This window comes from Pseudomonas sp. 18-147, assembly GCF_051048045.1.
GTDB classification, from domain to species: Bacteria; Pseudomonadota; Gammaproteobacteria; order Pseudomonadales; family Pseudomonadaceae; genus Pseudomonas; species Pseudomonas aeruginosa.
Map to the genome: position 1 here is coordinate 6,501,279 of NZ_CP182296.1, position 19,058 is coordinate 6,520,336.

19 protein-coding genes are annotated in these 19,058 nt (G+C 66.8%); 12 read left to right on the top strand and 7 right to left on the bottom strand.

The annotated features are described in order from the left end of the window. Positions 1–22 precede the first annotated feature (22 nt). The 8 genes from ACM0M4_RS30635 to ACM0M4_RS30670 all read left to right on the top strand — a co-directional run bounded on the left by ACM0M4_RS30635 (position 23) and on the right by ACM0M4_RS30670 (position 7,799). On the top strand, positions 23–1,030 hold the full coding sequence (locus tag ACM0M4_RS30635) for a methionine ABC transporter ATP-binding protein (RefSeq protein WP_003097002.1): 1,008 nt from the start codon (positions 23–25) through the stop codon (positions 1,028–1,030). After that, complete coding sequence (locus ACM0M4_RS30640; RefSeq protein WP_003097004.1) at positions 1,030–1,707, top strand: methionine ABC transporter permease; 678 nt, start codon at positions 1,030–1,032, stop codon at positions 1,705–1,707. The genes ACM0M4_RS30635 and ACM0M4_RS30640 overlap by 1 nt, the downstream gene beginning before the upstream one ends. Positions 1,708–1,783: 76 nt before the next feature. After that, complete coding sequence (locus ACM0M4_RS30645; RefSeq protein ID WP_003097007.1) at positions 1,784–2,566, top strand: MetQ/NlpA family ABC transporter substrate-binding protein; 783 nt, start codon at positions 1,784–1,786, stop codon at positions 2,564–2,566. A gap of 202 nt (positions 2,567–2,768) precedes the next feature. Then, on the top strand, positions 2,769–3,626 hold the full coding sequence (gene qapR, locus ACM0M4_RS30650; protein ID WP_003099726.1) for a transcriptional repressor QapR: 858 nt from the start codon (positions 2,769–2,771) through the stop codon (positions 3,624–3,626). A gap of 4 nt (positions 3,627–3,630) precedes the next feature. Then, on the top strand, positions 3,631–4,284 hold the full coding sequence (locus ACM0M4_RS30655) for an isochorismatase family cysteine hydrolase (protein ID WP_003099724.1): 654 nt from the start codon (positions 3,631–3,633) through the stop codon (positions 4,282–4,284). After that, positions 4,281–5,612 (top strand): glutamine synthetase family protein, encoded by a 1,332-nt coding sequence (locus ACM0M4_RS30660; protein ID WP_003121385.1) that lies wholly within the window; start codon positions 4,281–4,283, stop codon positions 5,610–5,612. Before ACM0M4_RS30655 ends, ACM0M4_RS30660 begins: the two co-directional genes overlap by 4 nt. Before the next feature lie 67 nt (positions 5,613–5,679). Further along, positions 5,680–6,348, top strand: a complete 669-nt coding sequence (locus ACM0M4_RS30665; protein WP_221345570.1) for an N-formylglutamate amidohydrolase — start codon at positions 5,680–5,682, stop codon at positions 6,346–6,348. A gap of 101 nt (positions 6,349–6,449) precedes the next feature. Beyond that, positions 6,450–7,799 (top strand): APC family permease, encoded by a 1,350-nt coding sequence (locus tag ACM0M4_RS30670; RefSeq protein ID WP_003099715.1) that lies wholly within the window; start codon positions 6,450–6,452, stop codon positions 7,797–7,799. A gap of 18 nt (positions 7,800–7,817) precedes the next feature. Here ACM0M4_RS30670 and ACM0M4_RS30675 read toward each other — a convergent pair whose 3' ends face one another. Continuing rightward, positions 7,818–9,161, bottom strand: a complete 1,344-nt coding sequence (locus ACM0M4_RS30675; RefSeq protein WP_003099712.1) for a sigma-54-dependent transcriptional regulator — start codon at positions 9,159–9,161, stop codon at positions 7,818–7,820. After that, complete coding sequence (locus ACM0M4_RS30680) at positions 9,158–10,924, bottom strand: sensor histidine kinase (protein ID WP_023129367.1); 1,767 nt, start codon at positions 10,922–10,924, stop codon at positions 9,158–9,160. The genes ACM0M4_RS30675 and ACM0M4_RS30680 overlap by 4 nt, the downstream gene beginning before the upstream one ends. An 81-nt stretch (positions 10,925–11,005) precedes the next feature. Here ACM0M4_RS30680 and poxA point away from each other — a divergent pair, with 81 nt between their 5' ends. Together poxA and ACM0M4_RS30690 are read left to right on the top strand one after the other, a co-directional pair. Further along, on the top strand, positions 11,006–11,884 hold the full coding sequence (gene poxA, locus ACM0M4_RS30685; RefSeq protein WP_023131422.1) for an alpha/beta hydrolase PoxA: 879 nt from the start codon (positions 11,006–11,008) through the stop codon (positions 11,882–11,884). 70 nt (positions 11,885–11,954) lie between these two features. After that, the gene (locus ACM0M4_RS30690) at positions 11,955–12,743 is read left to right on the top strand and encodes an OXA-50 family oxacillin-hydrolyzing class D beta-lactamase OXA-937 (RefSeq protein ID WP_034081711.1); all 789 of its coding nucleotides are present in this window, start codon (positions 11,955–11,957) and stop codon (positions 12,741–12,743) included. A 12-nt stretch (positions 12,744–12,755) separates the two neighbouring features. Here the strand turns inward: ACM0M4_RS30690 and ACM0M4_RS30695 are convergent, their stop codons facing one another. Then, a complete protein-coding gene (locus ACM0M4_RS30695) occupies positions 12,756–13,256 on the bottom strand; it encodes a DUF3301 domain-containing protein (RefSeq protein ID WP_079741896.1) in 501 nt (166 codons plus the stop codon). Between the two features lie 32 nt (positions 13,257–13,288). Between ACM0M4_RS30695 and pdxY the strand changes: the two genes are divergently transcribed. Further along, positions 13,289–14,155, top strand: a complete 867-nt coding sequence (gene pdxY, locus ACM0M4_RS30700) for a pyridoxal kinase PdxY (protein WP_009316037.1) — start codon at positions 13,289–13,291, stop codon at positions 14,153–14,155. Positions 14,156–14,192: 37 nt separating this feature from the next. On the opposite strand, the gene ACM0M4_RS30705 is transcribed toward pdxY, so the two are convergent. The 3 genes from ACM0M4_RS30705 to ACM0M4_RS30715 form a co-directional block, all read right to left on the bottom strand. Further along, entirely contained in the window at positions 14,193–14,777 is a 585-nt protein-coding gene (locus ACM0M4_RS30705; RefSeq protein WP_003114135.1) for a YqaA family protein, read from the bottom strand. 1 nt (position 14,778) lies between these two features. Then, positions 14,779–16,482, bottom strand: coding sequence for a YbaL family putative K(+) efflux transporter (ybaL, locus tag ACM0M4_RS30710; RefSeq protein WP_003114136.1), 1,704 nt, complete (start codon positions 16,480–16,482; stop codon positions 14,779–14,781). A gap of 378 nt (positions 16,483–16,860) precedes the next feature. Then, a complete protein-coding gene (locus ACM0M4_RS30715; RefSeq protein ID WP_003097040.1) occupies positions 16,861–17,343 on the bottom strand; it encodes an acyl-CoA thioesterase in 483 nt (160 codons plus the stop codon). A 160-nt stretch (positions 17,344–17,503) separates the two neighbouring features. On the opposite strand from ACM0M4_RS30715, the gene ACM0M4_RS30720 reads away from it, so the two are divergent. Next, a complete protein-coding gene (locus ACM0M4_RS30720; RefSeq protein WP_023129365.1) occupies positions 17,504–18,247 on the top strand; it encodes a hypothetical protein in 744 nt (247 codons plus the stop codon). Between the two features lie 47 nt (positions 18,248–18,294). On the opposite strand, the gene ACM0M4_RS30725 is transcribed toward ACM0M4_RS30720, so the two are convergent. Continuing rightward, positions 18,295–19,053, bottom strand: coding sequence for an SDR family NAD(P)-dependent oxidoreductase (locus ACM0M4_RS30725; RefSeq protein ID WP_003097046.1), 759 nt, complete (start codon positions 19,051–19,053; stop codon positions 18,295–18,297). Positions 19,054–19,058: the final 5 nt, after the last annotated feature.

Here is a 19,058-nt window from a genome sequence, read left to right on the forward strand (position 1 = left end):
CCGCACCCACAAGGTTCGCCCAGTGATCGAATTCCACGACGTCCACAAGACCTATCGAGTTGCCGGTCGGGAAATCCCCGCCTTGCAACCGACCCGCCTGAACATCCAGGCCGGGCAGATTTTCGGCCTGATCGGCCATTCCGGTGCCGGCAAGAGCACCCTGCTGCGCCTGATCAACCGCCTCGAGGAGCCCAGCGGCGGCCGCATCCTGGTCGAGGGCGAAGACGTCACCGCCCTCGACGCCGAAGGCCTGCGCCGTTTCCGCCAGCGCGTCGGGATGATCTTCCAGCACTTCAACCTGCTGTCCTCGAAGACCGTCGCCGACAACATCGCCATGCCCCTGCGCCTGGCCGGCGGCTTCAGCCGTGCCGAAGTCGATGCGCGGGTCTCCGAGCTGCTCGCGCGGGTCGGCCTGTCCGACCACGCGCGCAAGTATCCGGCCCAGCTCTCCGGCGGACAGAAACAGCGCGTCGGCATCGCTCGCGCCCTGGCCTGCCGGCCGAGCATCCTGCTCTGCGACGAGGCCACCAGCGCCCTCGATCCGCAGACCACCGCCTCGGTCCTGCAACTGCTGGCGGAAATCAATCGCGAGCTGAAGCTGACCATCGTCCTCATCACCCACGAGATGGACGTGATTCGCCGTGTCTGCGACCAGGTCGCGGTCATGGACGGCGGCGCCATCGTCGAGCAGGGCGATGTCGCCGATGTCTTCCTCCATCCGCAGCACCCGACCACCCGCCGCTTCGTGTTCGAGGCCGAACGGGTCGACGAGGACGAGCGCCACGACGATTTCGCCCACGTGCCGGGTCTCATCCTGCGCCTGACCTTCCGCGGCGAAGCCACCTATGCGCCGCTGCTGGGCACCGTGGCGCGGCAGACCGGGGTCGACTACAGCATCCTTTCCGGACGCATCGACCGCATCAAGGACACGCCCTACGGCCAGCTGACCCTGGCCCTGGTCGGCGGTGACCTGGAAGCCGCCATGAGCCAGTTGAACGCCGCTGACGTACATGTGGAGGTACTGCGCTGATGGACTTCTTCGAAACCATGAGCTTCGCCAACATCGACTGGTACGAAATCTGGCTGGCCAGCGTCGACACCTTCTGGATGCTCGGCGGTTCGCTGCTATTCACGGTGGTCCTCGGCCTGCCCCTCGGCGTCCTGCTGTTCCTTACCGGGCCACGGCAGATGTTCGAGCAGAAGGCGGTCTACACCCTGCTCTCGCTAGTGGTGAACATCCTCCGTTCGTTGCCGTTCATCATCCTGCTGATCGTGATGATCCCGCTGACCGTACTGATCACCGGTACCTCGCTGGGCGTCGCCGGGGCCATCCCGCCGCTGGTGGTGGGTGCCACGCCGTTCTTCGCGCGCCTGGTGGAAACCGCGCTGCGCGAGGTCGACAAGGGCATCATCGAGGCAACCCAGGCGATGGGCGCCAGCACCCGGCAGATCATCTGGAACGCCCTGCTGCCGGAAGCCCGGCCGGGCATCATCGCCGCCATCACCGTCACCGCCATCACCCTGGTCTCGTACACCGCGATGGCCGGAGTGGTCGGCGCCGGCGGGCTGGGCGACCTGGCGATCCGCTTCGGCTATCAGCGCTTCCAGACCGACGTGATGGTGGTCACGGTGGTGATGCTGCTGATCCTCGTCCAGATTCTGCAAACCGTGGGCGACAAGCTGGTGGTGCACTTCTCGCGCAAGTAAGCTTGCCGGCCAAGCCCAAAACCCTGAGCGCCGCGGTTATCCACAGCCGCCAGGAACACCTCGAAAGGAGTTGAAGATGAAAAAACTGCTTGCTGCTTTCTCCGCTGTCGCGGCGCTCGGCCTCACCGCCGCCCAGGCCGCCGAGTCCCTCACCGTCGCGGCCACCCCGGTGCCGCACGCGGAGATCCTCAACGTGGTCAAGCCGCTGCTGGCCAAGGAAGGCGTGGACCTGAAGATCAAGGAGTTCACCGACTACGTGCAGCCGAACGTGCAGGTCTCGGAAAAGCGCCTGGACGCCAACTTCTTCCAGCACCAGCCGTACCTCGATGAGTTCAACAAGGCCAAGGGCACCGACCTGGTCGCCGTGACCGGCGTACACATCGAGCCGCTGGGCGCCTACTCGAGCAAGTACAAGAAGCTCGACGAACTGCCTTCCGGCGCTACCGTGGTGATTCCCAACGACGCCACCAACGGCGGCCGCGCCCTGCTCCTGCTGGACAAGGCCGGGGTGATCAAGCTCAAGGACAACAAGAGCATCACCGCCACGCCGAAGGACATCGTCGACAATCCGAAGAACATCAAGATCCGCGAACTGGAAGCCGCGACCCTGCCGCGCGTGCTGACCCAGGTCGACATGGCGCTGATCAATACCAACTACGCCCTGGAAGCCAAGCTGAACCCGACCAAGGATGCGCTGGCCATCGAAGGCAGCGACTCGCCCTACGTGAACATCCTCGTCGCGCGGCCGGACAACAAGGACAGCGACGCCATGCAGAAGCTGGCCAAGGCCCTGCACAGCGCCGAGGTCAAGCAGTTCATCCAGGAGAAATACAAAGGCGCGGTGGTACCGGCGTTCTGAGCCAAGCCGCGTAACCGCCCCTGGAAAAAGCCCGGTCTTCGACCGGGCTTTTTCGTTTCCGTCCCGGCCGTACGTCTGCCTGCCGTGCCACGACAGAGGTCATTCGGCCGTTTGCGGGAAATGTAGTGAAAAAAACATTCCGTCACATATTGAACAATCTGAAAAATTCACTACACAATCGACCCACCTTCGAGGATGCCCCATGCAAGAACTAAAACAACGCCTGGCCTCCCCGCCCGCCGAACTGACGCCCGCGGAGCGCAAGGTGGTGCGTGCCCTGCTCGATGACTACCCGCGCCTCGGCCTCGGTCCGATGACGCGCCTGGCCCGGCACGCCGGAGTCAGCGACCCGACGATCATGCGCCTGGTGAAAAAGCTCGGCTTCGCCGGCTACGGCGACTTCCAGGAAGCGCTGCTGGCCGACGTCGACGACCGCCTGCGCTCGCCGCGCACCCTGCTCGCCGAACGCCGCGAGCGGATGGGCCGCGACGACACCTGGGCGCGCTACCTCGACCAGGCTGGCCAGAGCCTGCAACAGACACTCGGCCTGACCCGCCCCGATGACATCCAGCGCCTCGCCGACTGGCTGCTCGACAGCCGCCTGCGCGTGCACTGCCACGGCGGACGCTTCAGCCGTTTCCTCGCCGGCTACCTGGTCACCCATCTGCGCCTGCTGCGCCCGCAGTGCCGATTGCTCGACGACGGCGCCCTGCTCCCCGACCAGCTCTACGACCTCGGCCGCCAGGACCTGCTGGTCCTGTTCGACTATCGCCGCTACCAGAGCCAGGCCCAGCACGTGGCCCAAGCCGCCAAGGCACGCGGCACACGGCTGGTGCTGTTCACCGACATCTACGCCTCGCCGCTGCGCGAACACGCCGACCTGATCGTCAGTTCGCCAGTGGAATCCGCCTCGCCCTTCGACTCGCTGGTGCCGGCCATGGCCCAGGTCGAGGCACTGGTAGCGACCCTGGTGGCGCGCATGGGCGCGCCGCTCGACGAACGCCTGGAGGGCATCGACCAGCTCCGCAACGCGTTCAGCAGTCATATTCTGGAGGAATGACCCGATGTTCAGCCTGCCCCACCACTCGCCGCGCGACCTGCCATTCGGCCGCCGGCAGACCGCCATCCTCTTCGTCGACATGCAGCGTGCCTGGGTCGAGCCGGGGCGCGACCCGCACGTCGATCCGCAGGCAGCCGGTTACTTCTACGAGCGCGTGCAGAACCAGGTGATCCCCAACCAGCAGCGCCTGCTCAGGGCCATGCGCGCAGTGGACGAGAACGTCCTGCACACCGTCATCGAGAGCCTCACCGCCGATGGTCGCGACCGCTCGCTGGATCACAAGCTGTCGGAGATGCACCTGCCCAAGGGCAGCCCGGACGCCAGGGTGATCGACGCCCTGGAGCCGACCGCCAACGAGATCGTGCTGCCGAAGACTTCTTCCGGCGTTTTCAACTCCACCGCCATCGACTACGTACTGCGCAACCTCGGCACCCGCCACCTGATCGTCTGCGGGGTGGTCACCGACCAGTGCGTGGACATGGCCGTGCGCGATGCCGCCGACCGCGGTTACCTGGTCACCCTGGTCGAGGATGCCTGCGCCACCCATACCCCGGAACGCCACCAGGCCTGCCTGGAAGCGATCAAGGGCTACTGCTGGATCAGCGACACCGAGACCGTCCTGCAACGCATCGCCGCCCTCGGCCGGAGCAACCTGTGAACCGCCTGCAGCCGGTACGCCTGGTCAGCTTCGTCACCACCGACCTGGCCGGCATCACCCGCGGGCGTTCGCTGCCCCTGGCGACCCTGGAGGAGCAATTGGCCAGCGGTTGCGGCTGGGTACCGGCGAACAGCTCGCTGACCCCGCAGGACCTGATCGACGAGAGCAGCCCCTGGGGCAGCCACGGCGACCTGCGCTTGCTGCCCGACCCGAACAGCCGGGTGCGCGTCGAGCAGGGTCCCGACGCCGCTGCGCCGGCGCTCGACTACCTGCACGGCAACCTGGTGGAAACCGACGGCACGCCGTGGCCGGCCTGCCCGCGCAGCCTGCTGCGGGCCGAGGTGGAACGCTATCGCGACAGCGGCCTGCAGGTCATCGCGGCGTTCGAACACGAATTCAGCCTGCTCGGCCTGCCCGGCGAGCGTCCGGCCGCGGCGTTTTCGCTGCAGGCCCAGCGTGCCGCCGGGCAGTTCCCCGGCTGGCTGGTCAGCGCCCTGGCCCAGGCTGGCACCGAGCCGGAGATGTTCCTCCCCGAATACGGCCAGCGCCAGTACGAGGTCACCTGCCGCCCGGCGCAGGGCGTGGCCGCCGCCGACCGCGCGGTGAACGTCCGCGAGGTCACTCGCGAAGTGGCGCGGCAGATGGGCCTGCGTACCTGCTTCGCACCGCTGCCGGCACCCGGCGCGGTGACCAACGGGGTGCACCTGCACCTGAGCCTGCAACATGCCGACGGCAGCCCGCTGCTGTACGAGCCCGGTCGACCCAACGATCTCTCCGAACTCGGCGAGCACTGGGCCGCCGGCGTGCTCGCGCACCTGCCAGCGCTGTGCGCGCTGACCGCGCCTACCGCCGCCTCCTACCTGCGCCTGAAACCCCACCACTGGAGCGCCGCCTACGCCTGCCTGGGACTGCGCAACCGCGAAGCGGCGCTGCGCATCTGCCCGGTGGTGAGCGTCGGCGGCAAGCCGCTGGGCAAGCAGTACAACCTGGAATTCCGGCCGATGGACGCCACCGCCTGTCCGCACCTGGCGATGGCCGCGGTGCTGATCGCCGGCCGCCTGGGCATCGAACGACGCCTGCCGCTGCGCGCCCTGGCCGATATCGATCCGCACGGCCTCAGCGACGAAGAGCGCCAGGCCCGCGGCATCCAGGCCCTGCCGGCGACCCTCGGCGATGCGCTCGACTGCCTGCAGCGCGACGAGACGCTCTGCGCCGAGCTGCCAAAGCCGCTGCTGGACACTTACCTCGCCATGAAGCGCCACGAACTGGCACTGACGGCGGGCCTTTCCGACGACGACCTGTGCCGCCACTATGCCGAGCTTTACTGACAACCCCGAACTCGGCATCTACCAGCTGCCACCCTACCGCCTGCTCAACCCCGAAGGGCGCAGCCCGGTGGTCCTGGTCTGCGAGCACGCCAGCCGGCACATCCCGCTGGAGTTGCAGCGCCTCGGCCTGGACCAGGCCGCGGCGGAAGAACACATCGCCTGGGATATCGGCGCCCTGGCGCTGGCCGAAGAGCTTTCCCGGCGGCTCGACGCGCCATTGCTGGCGGCCGGCTACTCGCGCCTGCTGATCGACCTGAACCGACCGCTGGAGGCACCCGACAGCATTCCGCCGCACAGCGAGATCTACCCGGTTCCCGGCAACCGCGAGCTGTCCGAGACGGTGCGCCGCTATCGCCAGGATTGCCTGTTCCATCCGTTCCACCAGCGCCTGACGCAACTGCTCGACGAGCGCCAGGCCGCCGGCGTGCCGACCCGCGTGGTCGGCGTGCACAGTTTTACCCCGGTGTACCACGGCAGACCCCGCCCGCTGGTTGCCGGGGTGCTTTATCGCAACGCCGGCGCCTACGCCAGGCGCATCCTCGACGGTTTGCGCCGGCACGGCCTGGAAGTCGCCGGCAACCAGCCCTATGCGATCGACCCGGCGGAAGACACTACCGTTCCGGTGCATGGCGACGCACGCGGTCTGGAAGCGGTGCTGCTGGAGATCCGCAACGATGGATTGCGCATGCCGGATGCGGTGTACGCCTGGGCCGAGCGTCTGTATCCCTGGCTCTGATGCGATGACCGGCGCCGCCGGTCGCCAACAACGAGAAAGAGGCCCGCTTCGCGTGCGGCGCCGATAACGACAATACGCTGCCTTTTCCCGAGGAGCCCGTCATGGCCATCGAACAGTTCGGATACCGGCAACAGCTGCGCCGCAGCCTGTCCCTGAGCGACCTGATCATCTACGGGATGATCTTCATGATCCCCATCGCCCCGTTCGGGGTCTACGGCTGGGTCCATGCCGACGCCCACGGCATGGTGCCGATGGCCTACCTGGTGGGCATGCTGGCGATGCTCTTCACCGCCCTCAGCTACGGAGCCATGGCCAAGGCCTTTCCGATTGCCGGCTCGGTGTATTCCTACGCCCAGCGCGGCATCCACCCCCATGTCGGCTTCATCGCCGGCTGGGTGCTGCTGCTCGACTACCTGCTGATCCCGCCGCTGCTCTACGTGTTCAGCGCGCTGGCGCTGAACCACTTGTTCCCGGCGATCCCCAAGCTGGCCTGGATGCTGCTGTTCCTGGTCTCGGCGACCCTGGTCAACCTGCGCGGCATCACCTTCGCCGCCCGCGCCAACCTGTTGTTCCTGATCGGAGAGCTGGTGGTGCTGGCGATCTTCCTGGTGGTCGGCTACCAGGCGCTGGAAGGCGGCCTGGGCAACGGCCGGCTGACCCTCGAACCGCTGTATCGCCCGGAAGCCTTCGATCTCGGCCTGGTGATGAAGGCCGCCTCGATCGCCGTACTGTCGTTCCTCGGCTTCGACGCCATCTCCACCCTCGCCGAGGAGGTCAAGGGCGATCCCGCCCGGCAGATCGGCCGCGCCGCGCTGATCGCGCTGTTCATCATGGGCGGCATCTTCATCGCGCAGACCTGGCTGGCCACCGACCTCGCCGCCGGGATGAACTTCAAGTCGGCGGACACCGCCTTCTACGAGATCGCCGAAGCGGCCGGTGGCCAGTGGCTGTCGATGCTGACCGCGGTAGCCACCGCGCTGGCCTGGGGTGTCACCGTGTCGATCACCTCGCAGGCAGCGGTCTCGCGCCTGCTCTACTCGATGGCCCGGGACGGCAGGCTGCCGCGCGCGCTGGCCAGGGTCCATCCGCGCTACCAGACGCCGCACGTCAGCCTGTACCTGGTGGCGGTGCTGTCGCTGGGAATCGGCTGGGCCTTCCTCGACGCACCGGACGTGCTCACCTCACTGGTGAACTTCGGTGCCCTCACCGGCTTCTGCCTGCTGCACCTGAGCGTGATCAACCACTACTACCGCCGCCAGCGCTCCGGCCAGTGGTTGCGGCATCTACTGTTCCCGCTGGTGGGCCTGGCGATCATCGCCTACGTGCTTTACAGCATGAGCCTCGACGCACAGTTGCTCGGACTGGCCTGGATCGCGGTGGGGCTGGTCTACCTGGCGTTGCTGCAACGCGGCGGGCGCCAGGCACCAACGGAGTTGGCGAAGGATCTCTGACGCCTCGCGAGGGCTGGTTCAGGCCGGCTCTTCGCCGACGAAATCGCTGCGGCTGAGGCCATGCCGCAGCATCTTTTCGTTGAGTGTCCGGCGCGGCAGTTGCAGCAACTCCATCACCGCCTTGATATCCCCGCGGCACTGGCCGAGCGCCTGGCGCAGGCACTCCGCCTCGAAGGCTTCCATGCGTTCCGCCAGCCCCGAGGTGAGGCCGCCGCCTTCCTCGGCGTCCCCACGCTCCAGGCCGAGGACATGACGCTCGGCGGCGTTGGCCAGCTCGCGTACATTGCCCGGCCAGTCGTGGGCCATCAGCCGCGCCAGTTCCGCCGGCGCGGCGGGCTGCGGCTCGCGGCCGAGGCGCTGGCTGGCAACGCTGGCGAAATGTTCGAAGAGCAGCGGGATGTCCTCGCGACGCTCGCGGATCGGCGGCAGGCGCAGCTCGGCGACGTTCAGGCGATACACCAGGTCCTCGCGGAAGCGTCCGGCACGTGCTTCGGCCAGCAGGTCGGGCTTGGTCGCGGCAATCACCCGCAGGTCGACGTGGATGCTCTGGTTCGAGCCGAGCCGCTCCAGTTGCTGCTCCTGCAGGACGCGCAGCAGCTTGACCTGCTGCGCCAACGGCATGCTTTCGATCTCGTCGAGGAACAGGGTGCCGCCATGGGCATGCTCGAGCTTGCCGATGCGCTTGCCCTGCGCGCCGGTGAACGCACCGCTCTCATGACCGAACAGCTCGCTCTCGAACAGTTGCTCGGGAATCGCCGCGCAGTTCAGCGCCACGAACGGCTTGTCGGCGCGCGGCCCGAAGTCGTGCAGGCAGCGGGCAACCAGTTCCTTGCCGCTGCCGGTCTCGCCACGGATCAGGACGTTCACCGGGGTCGGCGCCAGGGCCAGAACCTGCCGGCGCAACGCTTCCATCGGCTTGGACACGCCGAGCAGACGCGCATCGACCTGGTCCTTGAGACTGGCCTGCTCCTTCAGGCGCCGGTTCTCCAGCACCAGGCGGCGCTTTTCCAGCGCGCGCCGCAAACTGCCGAGCAGGCGCTCGGGCGTGAAGGGTTTCTCGATGAAGTCGTAGGCACCCTGGCGCATGGCCTCCACCGCCATCGGCACGTCGCCGTGCCCGGTGACCATGATCACCGGCAGGTCGCGATCGACCGCCTGCAGGTTGGCGAGCAGTTGCAGGCCGTCCATGCCGGGCATGCGCACATCGCTGATGACCACCCCGGCGAAGGACTTGTCCAACGCTCCCAGGCATTCCTCGGCGCGCAGGCACAGGCGCACCTCGAAGCCGGACAGCTCCAGCCATTGCTGCACCGCTTCGCGGATCGTCGCTTCGTCGTCGACGAAGATCACCTGGTCGCTCATGTCGTTACGCTCGTGTCATCGGGGGCCGCCGGCAGGATCAGGCTGAACACCGCTCCCGCCTCGGCATTGGCGACCTGCAGGCGGCCGCCGAGTTCGTGGACGATCCCATAGGATACCGCCAGGCCGAGGCCGAGTCCCTCTCCCACCGGCTTGGTGGTGAAGAACGGATCGAAGACGCTGCCCAGGTGCTCGGCGGGAATCCCGCCGCCGTTGTCGGCGACGCTCAGCACCCAGTCGCCGCCAAGCCGTTGCAGGGCCAGGCGGATCCATGGCCGCTCCTGGCCGGCAACGGCATCCAGGGCGTTGCGCAGCAGGTTGACCAGCACCTGTTCCAGGCGGATCGCGTCACCCATCACCCAGGCCGGCCAGAGCAGCGCCTGCTCGATCTCCACCCGTTCGGCGCGGATTCGCGGCAGCAACAACTGCTGCGCCTGTTCGACCACGTGACCCAACTCGATACGCTCGCGCAGGCCGCCGGCGCTCTTGCGCGCGAAGGTCTTCAGGTGGCCGGTGAGCGCGGCCATGCGTTCGAGCATCTGGTCGATGCGCGGCAACGCCTGGCGCGCCTCGTCGTGGCGTCCGGCGTCGAGCAGCAGGCGCAGGCTGGCCAGTTGCATGCGCTGGGCGGTGAGCGGCTGGTTGATCTCATGGGCCAGGGCTGCCGACATCTGCCCCAGGGCGGCCAGCTTGGCCGCCTGCACCAGGCCGTCCTGCGCGGTACGCAGGTCGGCGGTGCGCTGCTCGACCAGGCGCTCCAGCTCCTCCCGGCTACGTTGCCGCAGGCGGGCGATACGCCAGCGCTGGTGCAGGAACAAGCCGAGGAAGACCAGCGCCAGCCAAGTGCCGGCGGCGGCCAGGCGCGCGGTGGCGACGTCGTCCTGGATGCTCGCGGTGTCGCGCAGCAAGTGGAGGGTCCAGCCGTCGTTGGGCAGGTCCAGCGATTGCCAGAGGTAGTCCTTCTCGCCGTCGGCGCTTTCCACCCGCGCCAGACGGCTGTCTTCGCCGTAGCTGCGCAAGGTCTGGTGGCGCAGGGGTATCAGGGGCTGGCGATCGTATTGCCGGGTCTCCGCCAGTTCGAAGCGGTCCACGGTATCCAGCGGTTCCAGTTCGCGGTAGCGCCAACCGGCGTGGTTGGCGAGGAACACGATGCCCTTGGCGTCGCTGGCCAGGACCAGGTCGGGGGTCTGGTTCCACTGCCGTTCCAGATCGGGAAACTCCAGCTTGACCACGATTGCGCCCAGGAAGCTGCCGTCCTCGGCGCGCACCGCGTGGGACAGGAAATAACCGGGAATCCCGCTGATCACCCCGACCGCATAGAAACGTCCGGAGCCTTGGGCGATGGTCTGGCGGAAATAGGGACGGAAACCGTAATTGTGGCCCACGTAGCTGGTCGGCAGGTTCCAGTTGCTCGCCGCCACGGCCAGCCCGGTACGGTCGAGCAGCTCCAGGGTGGAGGAGCGGGCGGCCAGGTTGATGCTTTCCAGCTTGAGGTTGAGGCGCTGCTGCAACTCGCCGTCGATCGGCCCGGCCAGCGCCGCGCGCAGATCCGGATCCAGCGCCAGTACCGCCGGCAGGCTGCGGAAGCGTTCGATCAGGGTCTGCAGCGAGCCGGCGTAGAGGTCCAGCTGCTTGCGCACCTGTTCGCCCTCGGCGCGTAGCGCCTGCTGTCGCGCCTGGCGACCCGCCCAGTCCATGGACAGCAGCAGGCCGCCGAGCAGCGGCAGCAACAGCAGGAACAGGCGCAGCGGACGGGACAAGGACATCGGCGGATCGAAACGGCGGCGGGAAGCGGCGACGATAGCACGGCGCCCGGTTACACTGCGCGCCGTACGAGGAGTCTGCCCATGTCGCTATCCCCCTGGTCCCATTCTTGCTCGGCCGGTTTCACCCTGCGCGGCTGGCGCAGCGAACCGAGCGGCAAGCCGTTGCTGCATTTCCTCCATGGCAACGGCTTCTGCGGCCGCACCTACGAACCGATGCTGCGTCTGTTGGCGGAGGATTTCGACCTCTGGCTGTGCGACATCCAGGGCCACGGCGAAAGCGACCATGGCGGCCGCTTCCACGGCTGGAACCGCAACGCCGAGATGGCGGTGGAGGCCTTCGAGGCCGGGCGCGGTCCCTATGGCGATGTCCAGCGACTGGCCTGCGGGCACAGCTTCGGCGGCGTCCTCAGCAGCCTCGTCCTGGCCCGCCATCCCACCCTGTTCGCCCGCGCCGTGCTGCTCGACCCGGTACTGTTCACCCCGGCGATGATCGGCGTGATGGCACTTTCCGAGACCCTCGGCCTGCAATTGCGCGGCAGCCTGGCGAAGAAGGCGCGCCTGCGCCGCAGCCAGTGGCCCGATCGCGCAGCCGCCTACGCCGGCTTGCGCGGCCGCGGTATCTTCAAGGGCTGGACCGACGAGGCGCTGTGGGCCTACGTGGAATATGCGCTGAAGGAGAGCGACGGCGGAGTCGAGCTGAAGTGCCGGCCAAGCCGCGAAGCGGAGATCTTCAGTTCCTTCCCCAGGCGGCTGTGGCCGTCGCTGGGCAAGATCATCACGCCGACCCGCGTGCTCTACGGTGACCGCACCTACCCTTTCGTCGCCAAGTCGGTGGCGCGCTGGTGCTCGCTCAACCCCCAAGTCAGCGCCCACGCGGTGGTCGGCGGCCACTGCTTCATGCAGGAAGACCCGGCCGATGCCGCCGAACGCGTACGCGACTTTCTCCTGCCCAATCCATGAACGCTCCTTCCGTGGGGAATCCGGCGCTCATCCATCGGTCCCAGGGAGGATGACCCCACAGGACCGAGCCATGCGCCCTCTCCTCTTCAGTGCCCTTCTCCTGCTTTCCGGGCATACCCAGGCCAGCGAATGGAACGACAGCCAGGCCGTGGACAAGCTATTCGGCGCGGCCGGGGTGAAAGGCACCTTCGTCCTCTACGATGTGCAGCGGCAGCGCTATGTCGGCCATGACCGGGAGCGCGCGGAAACCCGCTTCGTTCCCGCTTCCACCTACAAGGTGGCGAACAGCCTGATCGGCTTATCCACAGGGGCGGTTAGATCCGCCGACGAGGTTCTTCCCTATGGCGGCAAGCCCCAGCGCTTCAAGGCCTGGGAGCACGACATGAGCCTGCGCGACGCGATCAAGGCATCGAACGTACCGGTCTACCAGGAACTGGCGCGGCGCATCGGCCTGGAGCGGATGCGCGCCAATGTCTCGCGCCTGGGTTACGGCAACGCGGAAATCGGCCAGGTTGTGGATAACTTCTGGTTGGTGGGACCGCTGAAGATCAGCGCGATGGAACAGACCCGCTTTCTGATCCGACTGGCGCAGGGAGAATTGCCATTCCCCGCCCCGGTGCAGTCCACCGTGCGCGCCATGACCCTGCTGGAAAGCGGCCCGGGCTGGGAGCTGCACGGCAAGACCGGCTGGTGCTTCGACTGCACGCCGGAGCTCGGCTGGTGGGTGGGCTGGGTGAAGCGCAACGAGCGGCTCTACGGCTTCGCCCTGAACATCGACATGCCCGGCGGCGAGGCCGACATCGGCAAGCGCGTCGAACTGGGCAAGGCCAGTCTCAAGGCTCTCGGGATACTGCCCTGACGCTCTGCCGCCTCAGTCGCCGACCTTTTTCTGCCGGGACTGCCGCCACTCGTCGAGGCGAATCACCTCGGCGCTATGCACCGGCGGGTTGTCGACCTCGGCGGCCGCCTCGAAGCGATGCGGGGCCAATTCGATGGCGCCGAGGTGATAGCCATACATGACGATGCGCCCGGCGTAGCGTTCCTCGCCGCTGACGGTGAATTCGAAACCGAACTCGCGGCTCAGCCGCCACTGACCACGGTGGTCACGGGCCAGGCGCAGGCGCCGGCGCGCGACATTCTCGTCGAGCAGTTCCACGCCCTGATTGGCGCAATGCTGCTTGGCCAGCAGCAACGCCCGCTCGCGCACGCCATGGGCGCGCCACCACCAGGCTGCGGCGGCGCCCAACAGGAGCATGACGAAAAGGTTACCCAGGGTCACGAGCGGAATCCGGTGTAGGGGGACGGCCAGCTTACCCGTTCTCCCGGCAGGCAGCGAGTGGGGGGTGTTTTCGCCATGTGAATTAGCCCCCATACTGCGCCGACTCAGCTGTAGGAAGTCGTCTCATGCCACGTACACCCCACCTGCTCGCCATCCAGTCCCATGTGGTCTTCGGCCACGCCGGCAATGCCGCGGCGGTGTTCCCGATGCAGCGCATCGGAATCAACGTCTGGCCGTTGAACACGGTGCAATTCTCCAACCACACCCAGTACGGTCAATGGACCGGGCAGGTGCTGCCGCCGGAGCAGATTCCGGCGCTGGTGGACGGTATTGCCGGCATCGGCGAACTGGGCAACTGCGACGCGGTGCTGTCCGGCTATCTCGGCAGCGCCGCCCAGGGCCGCGCCATTCTCGATGTGGTGGCACGGATCAAACAGGCCAACCCTCGGGCGTTGTACCTCTGCGACCCGGTCATGGGCCACCCGGAAAAAGGCTGCATCGTGGCCCCGGAAGTCAGCGACTTCCTGCTGGAAGAAGCCGCCGCGGTCGCCGACTACCTGTGCCCCAACCAGTTGGAGCTGGACAGCTTCTGCGACCGCCAGCCGAACTCCCTCGCCGACTGCGTGGAAATGGCACGGAGCCTGCTGGCACGCGGTCCCAGGGCAATCCTGGTAAAGCACCTGAACTATCCGGGCAAGTCCGGCGACACCTTCGAGATGCTGTTGGTGGCCGCCGATCAGGCCTGGCACCTGCAGCGCCCGCTGCTGGCCTTCCCGCGGCAACCGGTCGGAGTCGGCGACCTGGCCTCGGGGCTGTTCCTCTCTCGCCTGCTGCTCGGCGACGACCTGCGTAACGCCTTCGAATTCACCGGCGCCGCGGTCCATGAAGTGCTGCTGGAAACCCAGGCCTGCGGCAGCTACGAGCTGGAACTGGTGCGGGCGCAGGATCGGATCGCACACCCAAGGGTTCGTTTCGACGCAGTGCGCCTTTAGTCTCCGCCCCTGTGGGTGAAAATCATCCACAGGCGGCTCAAAGAACGTATTTCCCCAACATCAACCCACCGACCACCATCACCGCCATCAGCACGAAAGCCATGCCCAGACGCCGCTCTATCAGGGTCTTCAGGCGTGGGCCAGCCCAGAACAGCAAAGCGCAGGTAGCGGCGAAGCGCAGGCTGCGGGCGACAAGGCTGAGGCCGACGAACAGCCAGAGGTCGAGCTGGGTCACTCCGCTGGTAATGGTGATCACCTTGTACGGCAGCGGCGTGAAGCCGCCGCCCAGCAGCACCATCAGCCAGCCCAGTTCGTTGTAGCGTTCGGCGACCTGTTCGAAGTTCTCCAGCAAGCCATAGAACGCCAGGATCGGCATGGCCACGCTCTCGAACAGCAGCAAGCCGATGAAATAGCCGGCGATGCCGCCCAGCACCGAGCTGATCGCGCAGATCGCCGCGTAGCGCCAGGCCTTGGCCCGGTTGGCCAGGACCATCGGCACCAGCAAGGCGTCCGGCGGAATCGGGAAGAACGAGCTTTCGGCGAAGGTCACCCCGCCCAGGGCCAGCTCCGCGCGGGGATGGCCGGCCAGGCGCAGGGTCCAGTCGTAGAGACGGCGCAACATGTCAGGCCGACTGCGGCAGCGGTGCGTCGGCGCCGCGCTCGTCACGGTCGAGTCCCAGGCGATGGACCATGCCGCAGGCGATCTCGCGCTCGCCCATGATCACCAGGTTGGCGCCGTTCTGCTCCAGGTAGTCCACCTCGGCGTCGAAATGCGCCCGGGCGACGATGTCCAGCGGCGGGTTCACCGCGCGGGCGTGGCTGGCGATCTGCCCGGCCTCGAAGCCGTTGGGAATGGCGATCAGCAACCAGCGCGCCTCGGCGATGTTGGCCAGTTCCAGCACGCCGGGACTGGCGGCATTGCCGAGGACCACGCTGTAGCCCTGTTCGCGCAGTTCGTCGGCCTTGTCGCGCTTGTCCACCACTACCACGAAGGGCGTCCCGGCGGTGCGCAGGCGAGCGCTGACCAACCCGCCAACCCGGCCATGACCGATCAGCACCGCATGCTCGCGCTCCAGGATCGGCGGCGGCAGGTCCTGCGCCGGCATCTCGCGGACCCCGCCAGCGGCCTCCGCCAGGCGCTGCTCCTTGCGTTGCTGCAGGCGATCGATGGCGATGAACAGCAGCGGATTGACCAGGATCGACAGGATCGCCCCGGCCAGCACCAGGTCGCGGCTCTGCTCCGGCACCAGTTCGAGGCCAATGCCCAGGCCGATGAGAATGAAGGAAAACTCGCCGATCTGCGCCAGGCTGGCGGCGATCACCAGTGCGGTGCTGTTCGGATGGCCGAAAGCGCGGACGATCAGGTAGGCGGCCACCGACTTGCCGAAGACGATGACCAGGAAAGTGGCCAGGACCGTCAGTGGCTCCTGCAACAGGATCATCGGATTGAACAGCATCCCCACCGAGACGAAGAACAGCACCGCGAAAGCGTCGCGCAGCGGCAACGAGTTCTCCGCCGCCTCGTGGCTGAGCTCGGACTCGTTGAGAATCATCCCGGCGAAGAAGGCACCTAGCGCGAAGGACACCCCGAACAGCACCGCCGAGCCATAGGCGATGCCCAGGGCAATGGCCAGCACGGCCAGGGTGAAGAGCTCCCGCGAACCGCTGGCGGCGATCCTCTCCAGCACCCAGGGCACCACCCGGCGACCGCCGAAGATCATCAGGGCGACGAAGGCGGCGACCTTGCCCAGGGTAATCAGCAGCGGCCAGAGCAGACCGGCGTCGCCGCCGTCGGTCTTGCCGCCGAGGGTGCCGGCGAGCGCCGGCAGGAGCACCAGGGTCAGGACCATCGCCAGGTCCTCGACGATCAGCCAGCCGATGGCGATCCTGCCACGCTTGGTGTCCAGCAACTGGCGCTGCTCCAGGGCGCGCAACAGCACCACGGTACTGGCCACCGACAGGCTCAGGCCGAATACCAGGCCGCCGCCGAAGCTCCAGCCGAGCAGCTTGGCCAGGCCGATGCCAAGCAGCGTGGCGACGCCGATCTGCACCAGCGCCCCGGGAATGGCAATGGCCTTCACCGAGAGCAGGTCCTTGAGCGAGAAGTGCAGGCCGACGCCGAACATCAGCAGGATCACGCCGAGTTCGGCGATTTCCTGCGACAGCGCCTGGTCGGCGACATAACCGGGAGTGAACGGCCCGGCCAGGACGCCCGCGAGCAAGTAGCCGACCAGCGGCGAAATGCGCAGGCGATTGGCCAGGGCCCCGAAGAGGAAGGCGAGGACGAACCCCGCGGCGAGTGTAGTGAGTAACGGCGTATGGTGCATCAGGACTCCCGGCAACACGGGGAACGCGTCCTCCGCGGCCTGGCCGGCGGACGACGACGTTCGAAATGGATCACGGACCCGCGCCCGTGACGGCAAGGCGGAAAGGTTTTCCGCCAACGGAGCCGGGCAGAGCGACCGGCCCATGGCATTCGAGCGACCCGACGGCGGCTATGGTTCCTGGCGAAACCCGGCGCTATACCGACAGGTTAACCCGTTGACGTTGCTGGAGTTTTAACAGGCACGCCGGTTTCTTATCAAGAAATGTCAGGAATTGACGCCAGCAGAGGCAAACTTCTGCGTTTTCTTATGAAAAGCTGCGAAAATTCGCGAAACGGCATCAGGTCCGAAGCGGGCTCGACCGGACACCGGCAGCCTTCTTCAACCGTCTTCGCGAATCGCCTGGTAGCGGGCCTCCAGCTCCGCGCGCAGCTGGCGGCGTTGCTGGGCCTGGGCGAAGCGGCGCTTCTGCTCGGCGGTTTCCAGCTCCAGCGGACGGACGGCCACCGGCTTGCGCTCGTCATCCAGGGCGACCATGGTGAAGAAACAGCTGTTGGTATGACGCACGGACTGCTCGCGGATGTTTTCGGTGATGACCTTGACGCCGATCTCCATGGAAGTCCGCCCGGTGTAGTTGACCGAAGCGAGGAAGGTCACCAGTTCGCCGACATGCACCGGCTCGCGGAAGATCACCTGATCCACCGACAGGGTCACCACGTAGCGACCGGCATAGCGACTGGCGCATGCATAGGCGACTTCGTCGAGATACTTCAGGAGGGTACCACCATGGACATTGCCGGAGAAATTGGCCATGTCCGGGGTCATCAGCACGGTCATCGACAGTTGGTTGTTTCCGGGTTGCATAGCGCTTTTTCTCTCATCAGGACGGGCGGGGGACACCATAGACGCAAACGAAGACGGCAGCGGCCACAAATTTTCAATCGTCATGATCGAAATCGCGCCGGGTCGTGCAGACATCCGCGGGCTTTTCTAGACTGGCCCTTTTCCACCGGGAATCGCGCCAATGCCTGCCGCCATTCGCATCCTTCTCCTGGCCCTGGCCGTGCTTGCCGGCATCGGTGCCGCTGCCATCCAGGCCGAGGATACGCCCTGCGCCACAGCCGCGGAATGCAACACGCGCGGCACCCAGGCTTATCGACAGGGGAGTTATCCACAGGCGCTGGACGCCTTCGCCTGGCAATTGCGTCTGGCCGAGCGCCAGGAACAGGGCGGAGCCGACTCGGAACAGGCGCTGAACAATCTCGCGCTGACCAGCCTCAAGGCCGGACAACCGGGACGCGCCCGCGCCTGGATGAACCTGGCGCTGGATCGCGGCTACAGCGGCAAGGCCACGCGCCACAACCTGGAACAGGTTGCCCTGAAAGTCGACTATCCGTCCCTCCAGGGCCTCGCCGGGCACTACCTGCGCTACGCCGGGCAGGCCGAATGGGAAAGCCTGCAGATCGAACCGGTGAAGGGCGGCTACCAGGCGAGCTTCGCCCTGATGCGCATCGGCAATCCGGAGAAACTGTTGGAATATGGGCCCGCGGCGGTCGGCGAGTTGTCCGGTCGGCTGGAGGGGCAAGGCGCCCTCTACCGACTGCGCAGCGAAGGCCTGGGCGCCGGCTGCAGCCTGCTGGTATGGCAGGAAGGCATCGACCTGCGAGTGGTGGAGAGCCTTGGCGGGGACTGCCAGGGTTACGGCGGCATGGGCATCGCCGCCGCCGGTAACTGGGTGAAGATATCCAGTCAGGCCAGGGACGACTGAAACTTTTCCACAGGCCGCTCCAGCGGAGCGACCCGTGGAAAATCCACTCAGCGGCCAGCGGACAGGCCGAAGTCCACCGCCAGGTCGGCGCCCGTGATCGCTTCGGCCTGAGGGCCGCAGAGATACCAGACCAGCTCGGCGACTTCTTCCGGGCGGATGAAGCGTGCCGCCTTGCCCTGTGGATAATCCTTCAGCAGCGCGCGCTTGTAGCCATCCGGATTGCCCATCCCATAGCGTTCGGCCTGGTAGTCGAGCATCGGCGTGGCGATATCCGCCGGCGACACGGCGTTGACCCGCACGCCCTGCTCGGCCAGTTCCAGCGCCAGGGTCTTGCTCAGCATGGTCAGCGCCGCCTTGCTCGCGCAATACGCCGCCGAACCCCGGTAGGCCTGGCGTCCGGAGTCGCTGGAGATGTTGACGATGCTGCCCTGGTTTTCCTTCAGGTAGGGTATCGCGGCCTGACACATGTAGAAGGAGGCCTTGAGGTTGACTCCCAGGACCAGGTCGAAATCCTCCTCGGTGAAGTTTTCCACAGGCCCCTCGCGCCAGACGCCCGCGGCATTCACCAGGGCGTCGAGACGTCCGGTACGGGCGAGAATCTTCGACATCAGGGTATGGCAGTTATCCGCGCTGCGCAGGTCGGCGACCCCGCTGGCGTCCAACGGCACCTGCGCGTTCAGCGCGTGCAGGCCCTCCTTATCCACATCCGTGGCGGCGATGCGCCAATGACTCTGGGCGAAACGCTTGGCGATTGCCCGGCCCAAGCCGCCGGCTGCACCAGTGATAAGAACGACGGGCGTGCTCATCTGCT

Coding starts and splice junctions, on each gene's coding strand:
- ACM0M4_RS30640 (WP_003097004.1), top strand. CDS start 1,030: ATGGACTTCTTCGAAACCATGAGCTTCGCCAACATCGACTGGTACGAA.
- ACM0M4_RS30645 (WP_003097007.1), top strand. CDS start 1,784: ATGAAAAAACTGCTTGCTGCTTTCTCCGCTGTCGCGGCGCTCGGCCTC.
- qapR (WP_003099726.1), top strand. CDS start 2,769: ATGCAAGAACTAAAACAACGCCTGGCCTCCCCGCCCGCCGAACTGACG.
- ACM0M4_RS30655 (WP_003099724.1), top strand. CDS start 3,631: ATGTTCAGCCTGCCCCACCACTCGCCGCGCGACCTGCCATTCGGCCGC.
- ACM0M4_RS30670 (WP_003099715.1), top strand. CDS start 6,450: ATGGCCATCGAACAGTTCGGATACCGGCAACAGCTGCGCCGCAGCCTG.
- ACM0M4_RS30675 (WP_003099712.1), bottom strand. CDS start 9,161: ATGAGCGACCAGGTGATCTTCGTCGACGACGAAGCGACGATCCGCGAA.
- ACM0M4_RS30680 (WP_023129367.1), bottom strand. CDS start 10,924: ATGTCCTTGTCCCGTCCGCTGCGCCTGTTCCTGCTGTTGCTGCCGCTG.
- poxA (WP_023131422.1), top strand. CDS start 11,006: ATGTCGCTATCCCCCTGGTCCCATTCTTGCTCGGCCGGTTTCACCCTG.
- ACM0M4_RS30690 (WP_034081711.1), top strand. CDS start 11,955: ATGCGCCCTCTCCTCTTCAGTGCCCTTCTCCTGCTTTCCGGGCATACC.
- ACM0M4_RS30695 (WP_079741896.1), bottom strand. CDS start 13,256: ATGGGGGCTAATTCACATGGCGAAAACACCCCCCACTCGCTGCCTGCC.
- pdxY (WP_009316037.1), top strand. CDS start 13,289: ATGCCACGTACACCCCACCTGCTCGCCATCCAGTCCCATGTGGTCTTC.
- ACM0M4_RS30705 (WP_003114135.1), bottom strand. CDS start 14,777: ATGTTGCGCCGTCTCTACGACTGGACCCTGCGCCTGGCCGGCCATCCC.
- ybaL (WP_003114136.1), bottom strand. CDS start 16,482: ATGCACCATACGCCGTTACTCACTACACTCGCCGCGGGGTTCGTCCTC.
- ACM0M4_RS30715 (WP_003097040.1), bottom strand. CDS start 17,343: ATGCAACCCGGAAACAACCAACTGTCGATGACCGTGCTGATGACCCCG.
- ACM0M4_RS30720 (WP_023129365.1), top strand. CDS start 17,504: ATGCCTGCCGCCATTCGCATCCTTCTCCTGGCCCTGGCCGTGCTTGCC.
- ACM0M4_RS30725 (WP_003097046.1), bottom strand. CDS start 19,053: ATGAGCACGCCCGTCGTTCTTATCACTGGTGCAGCCGGCGGCTTGGGC.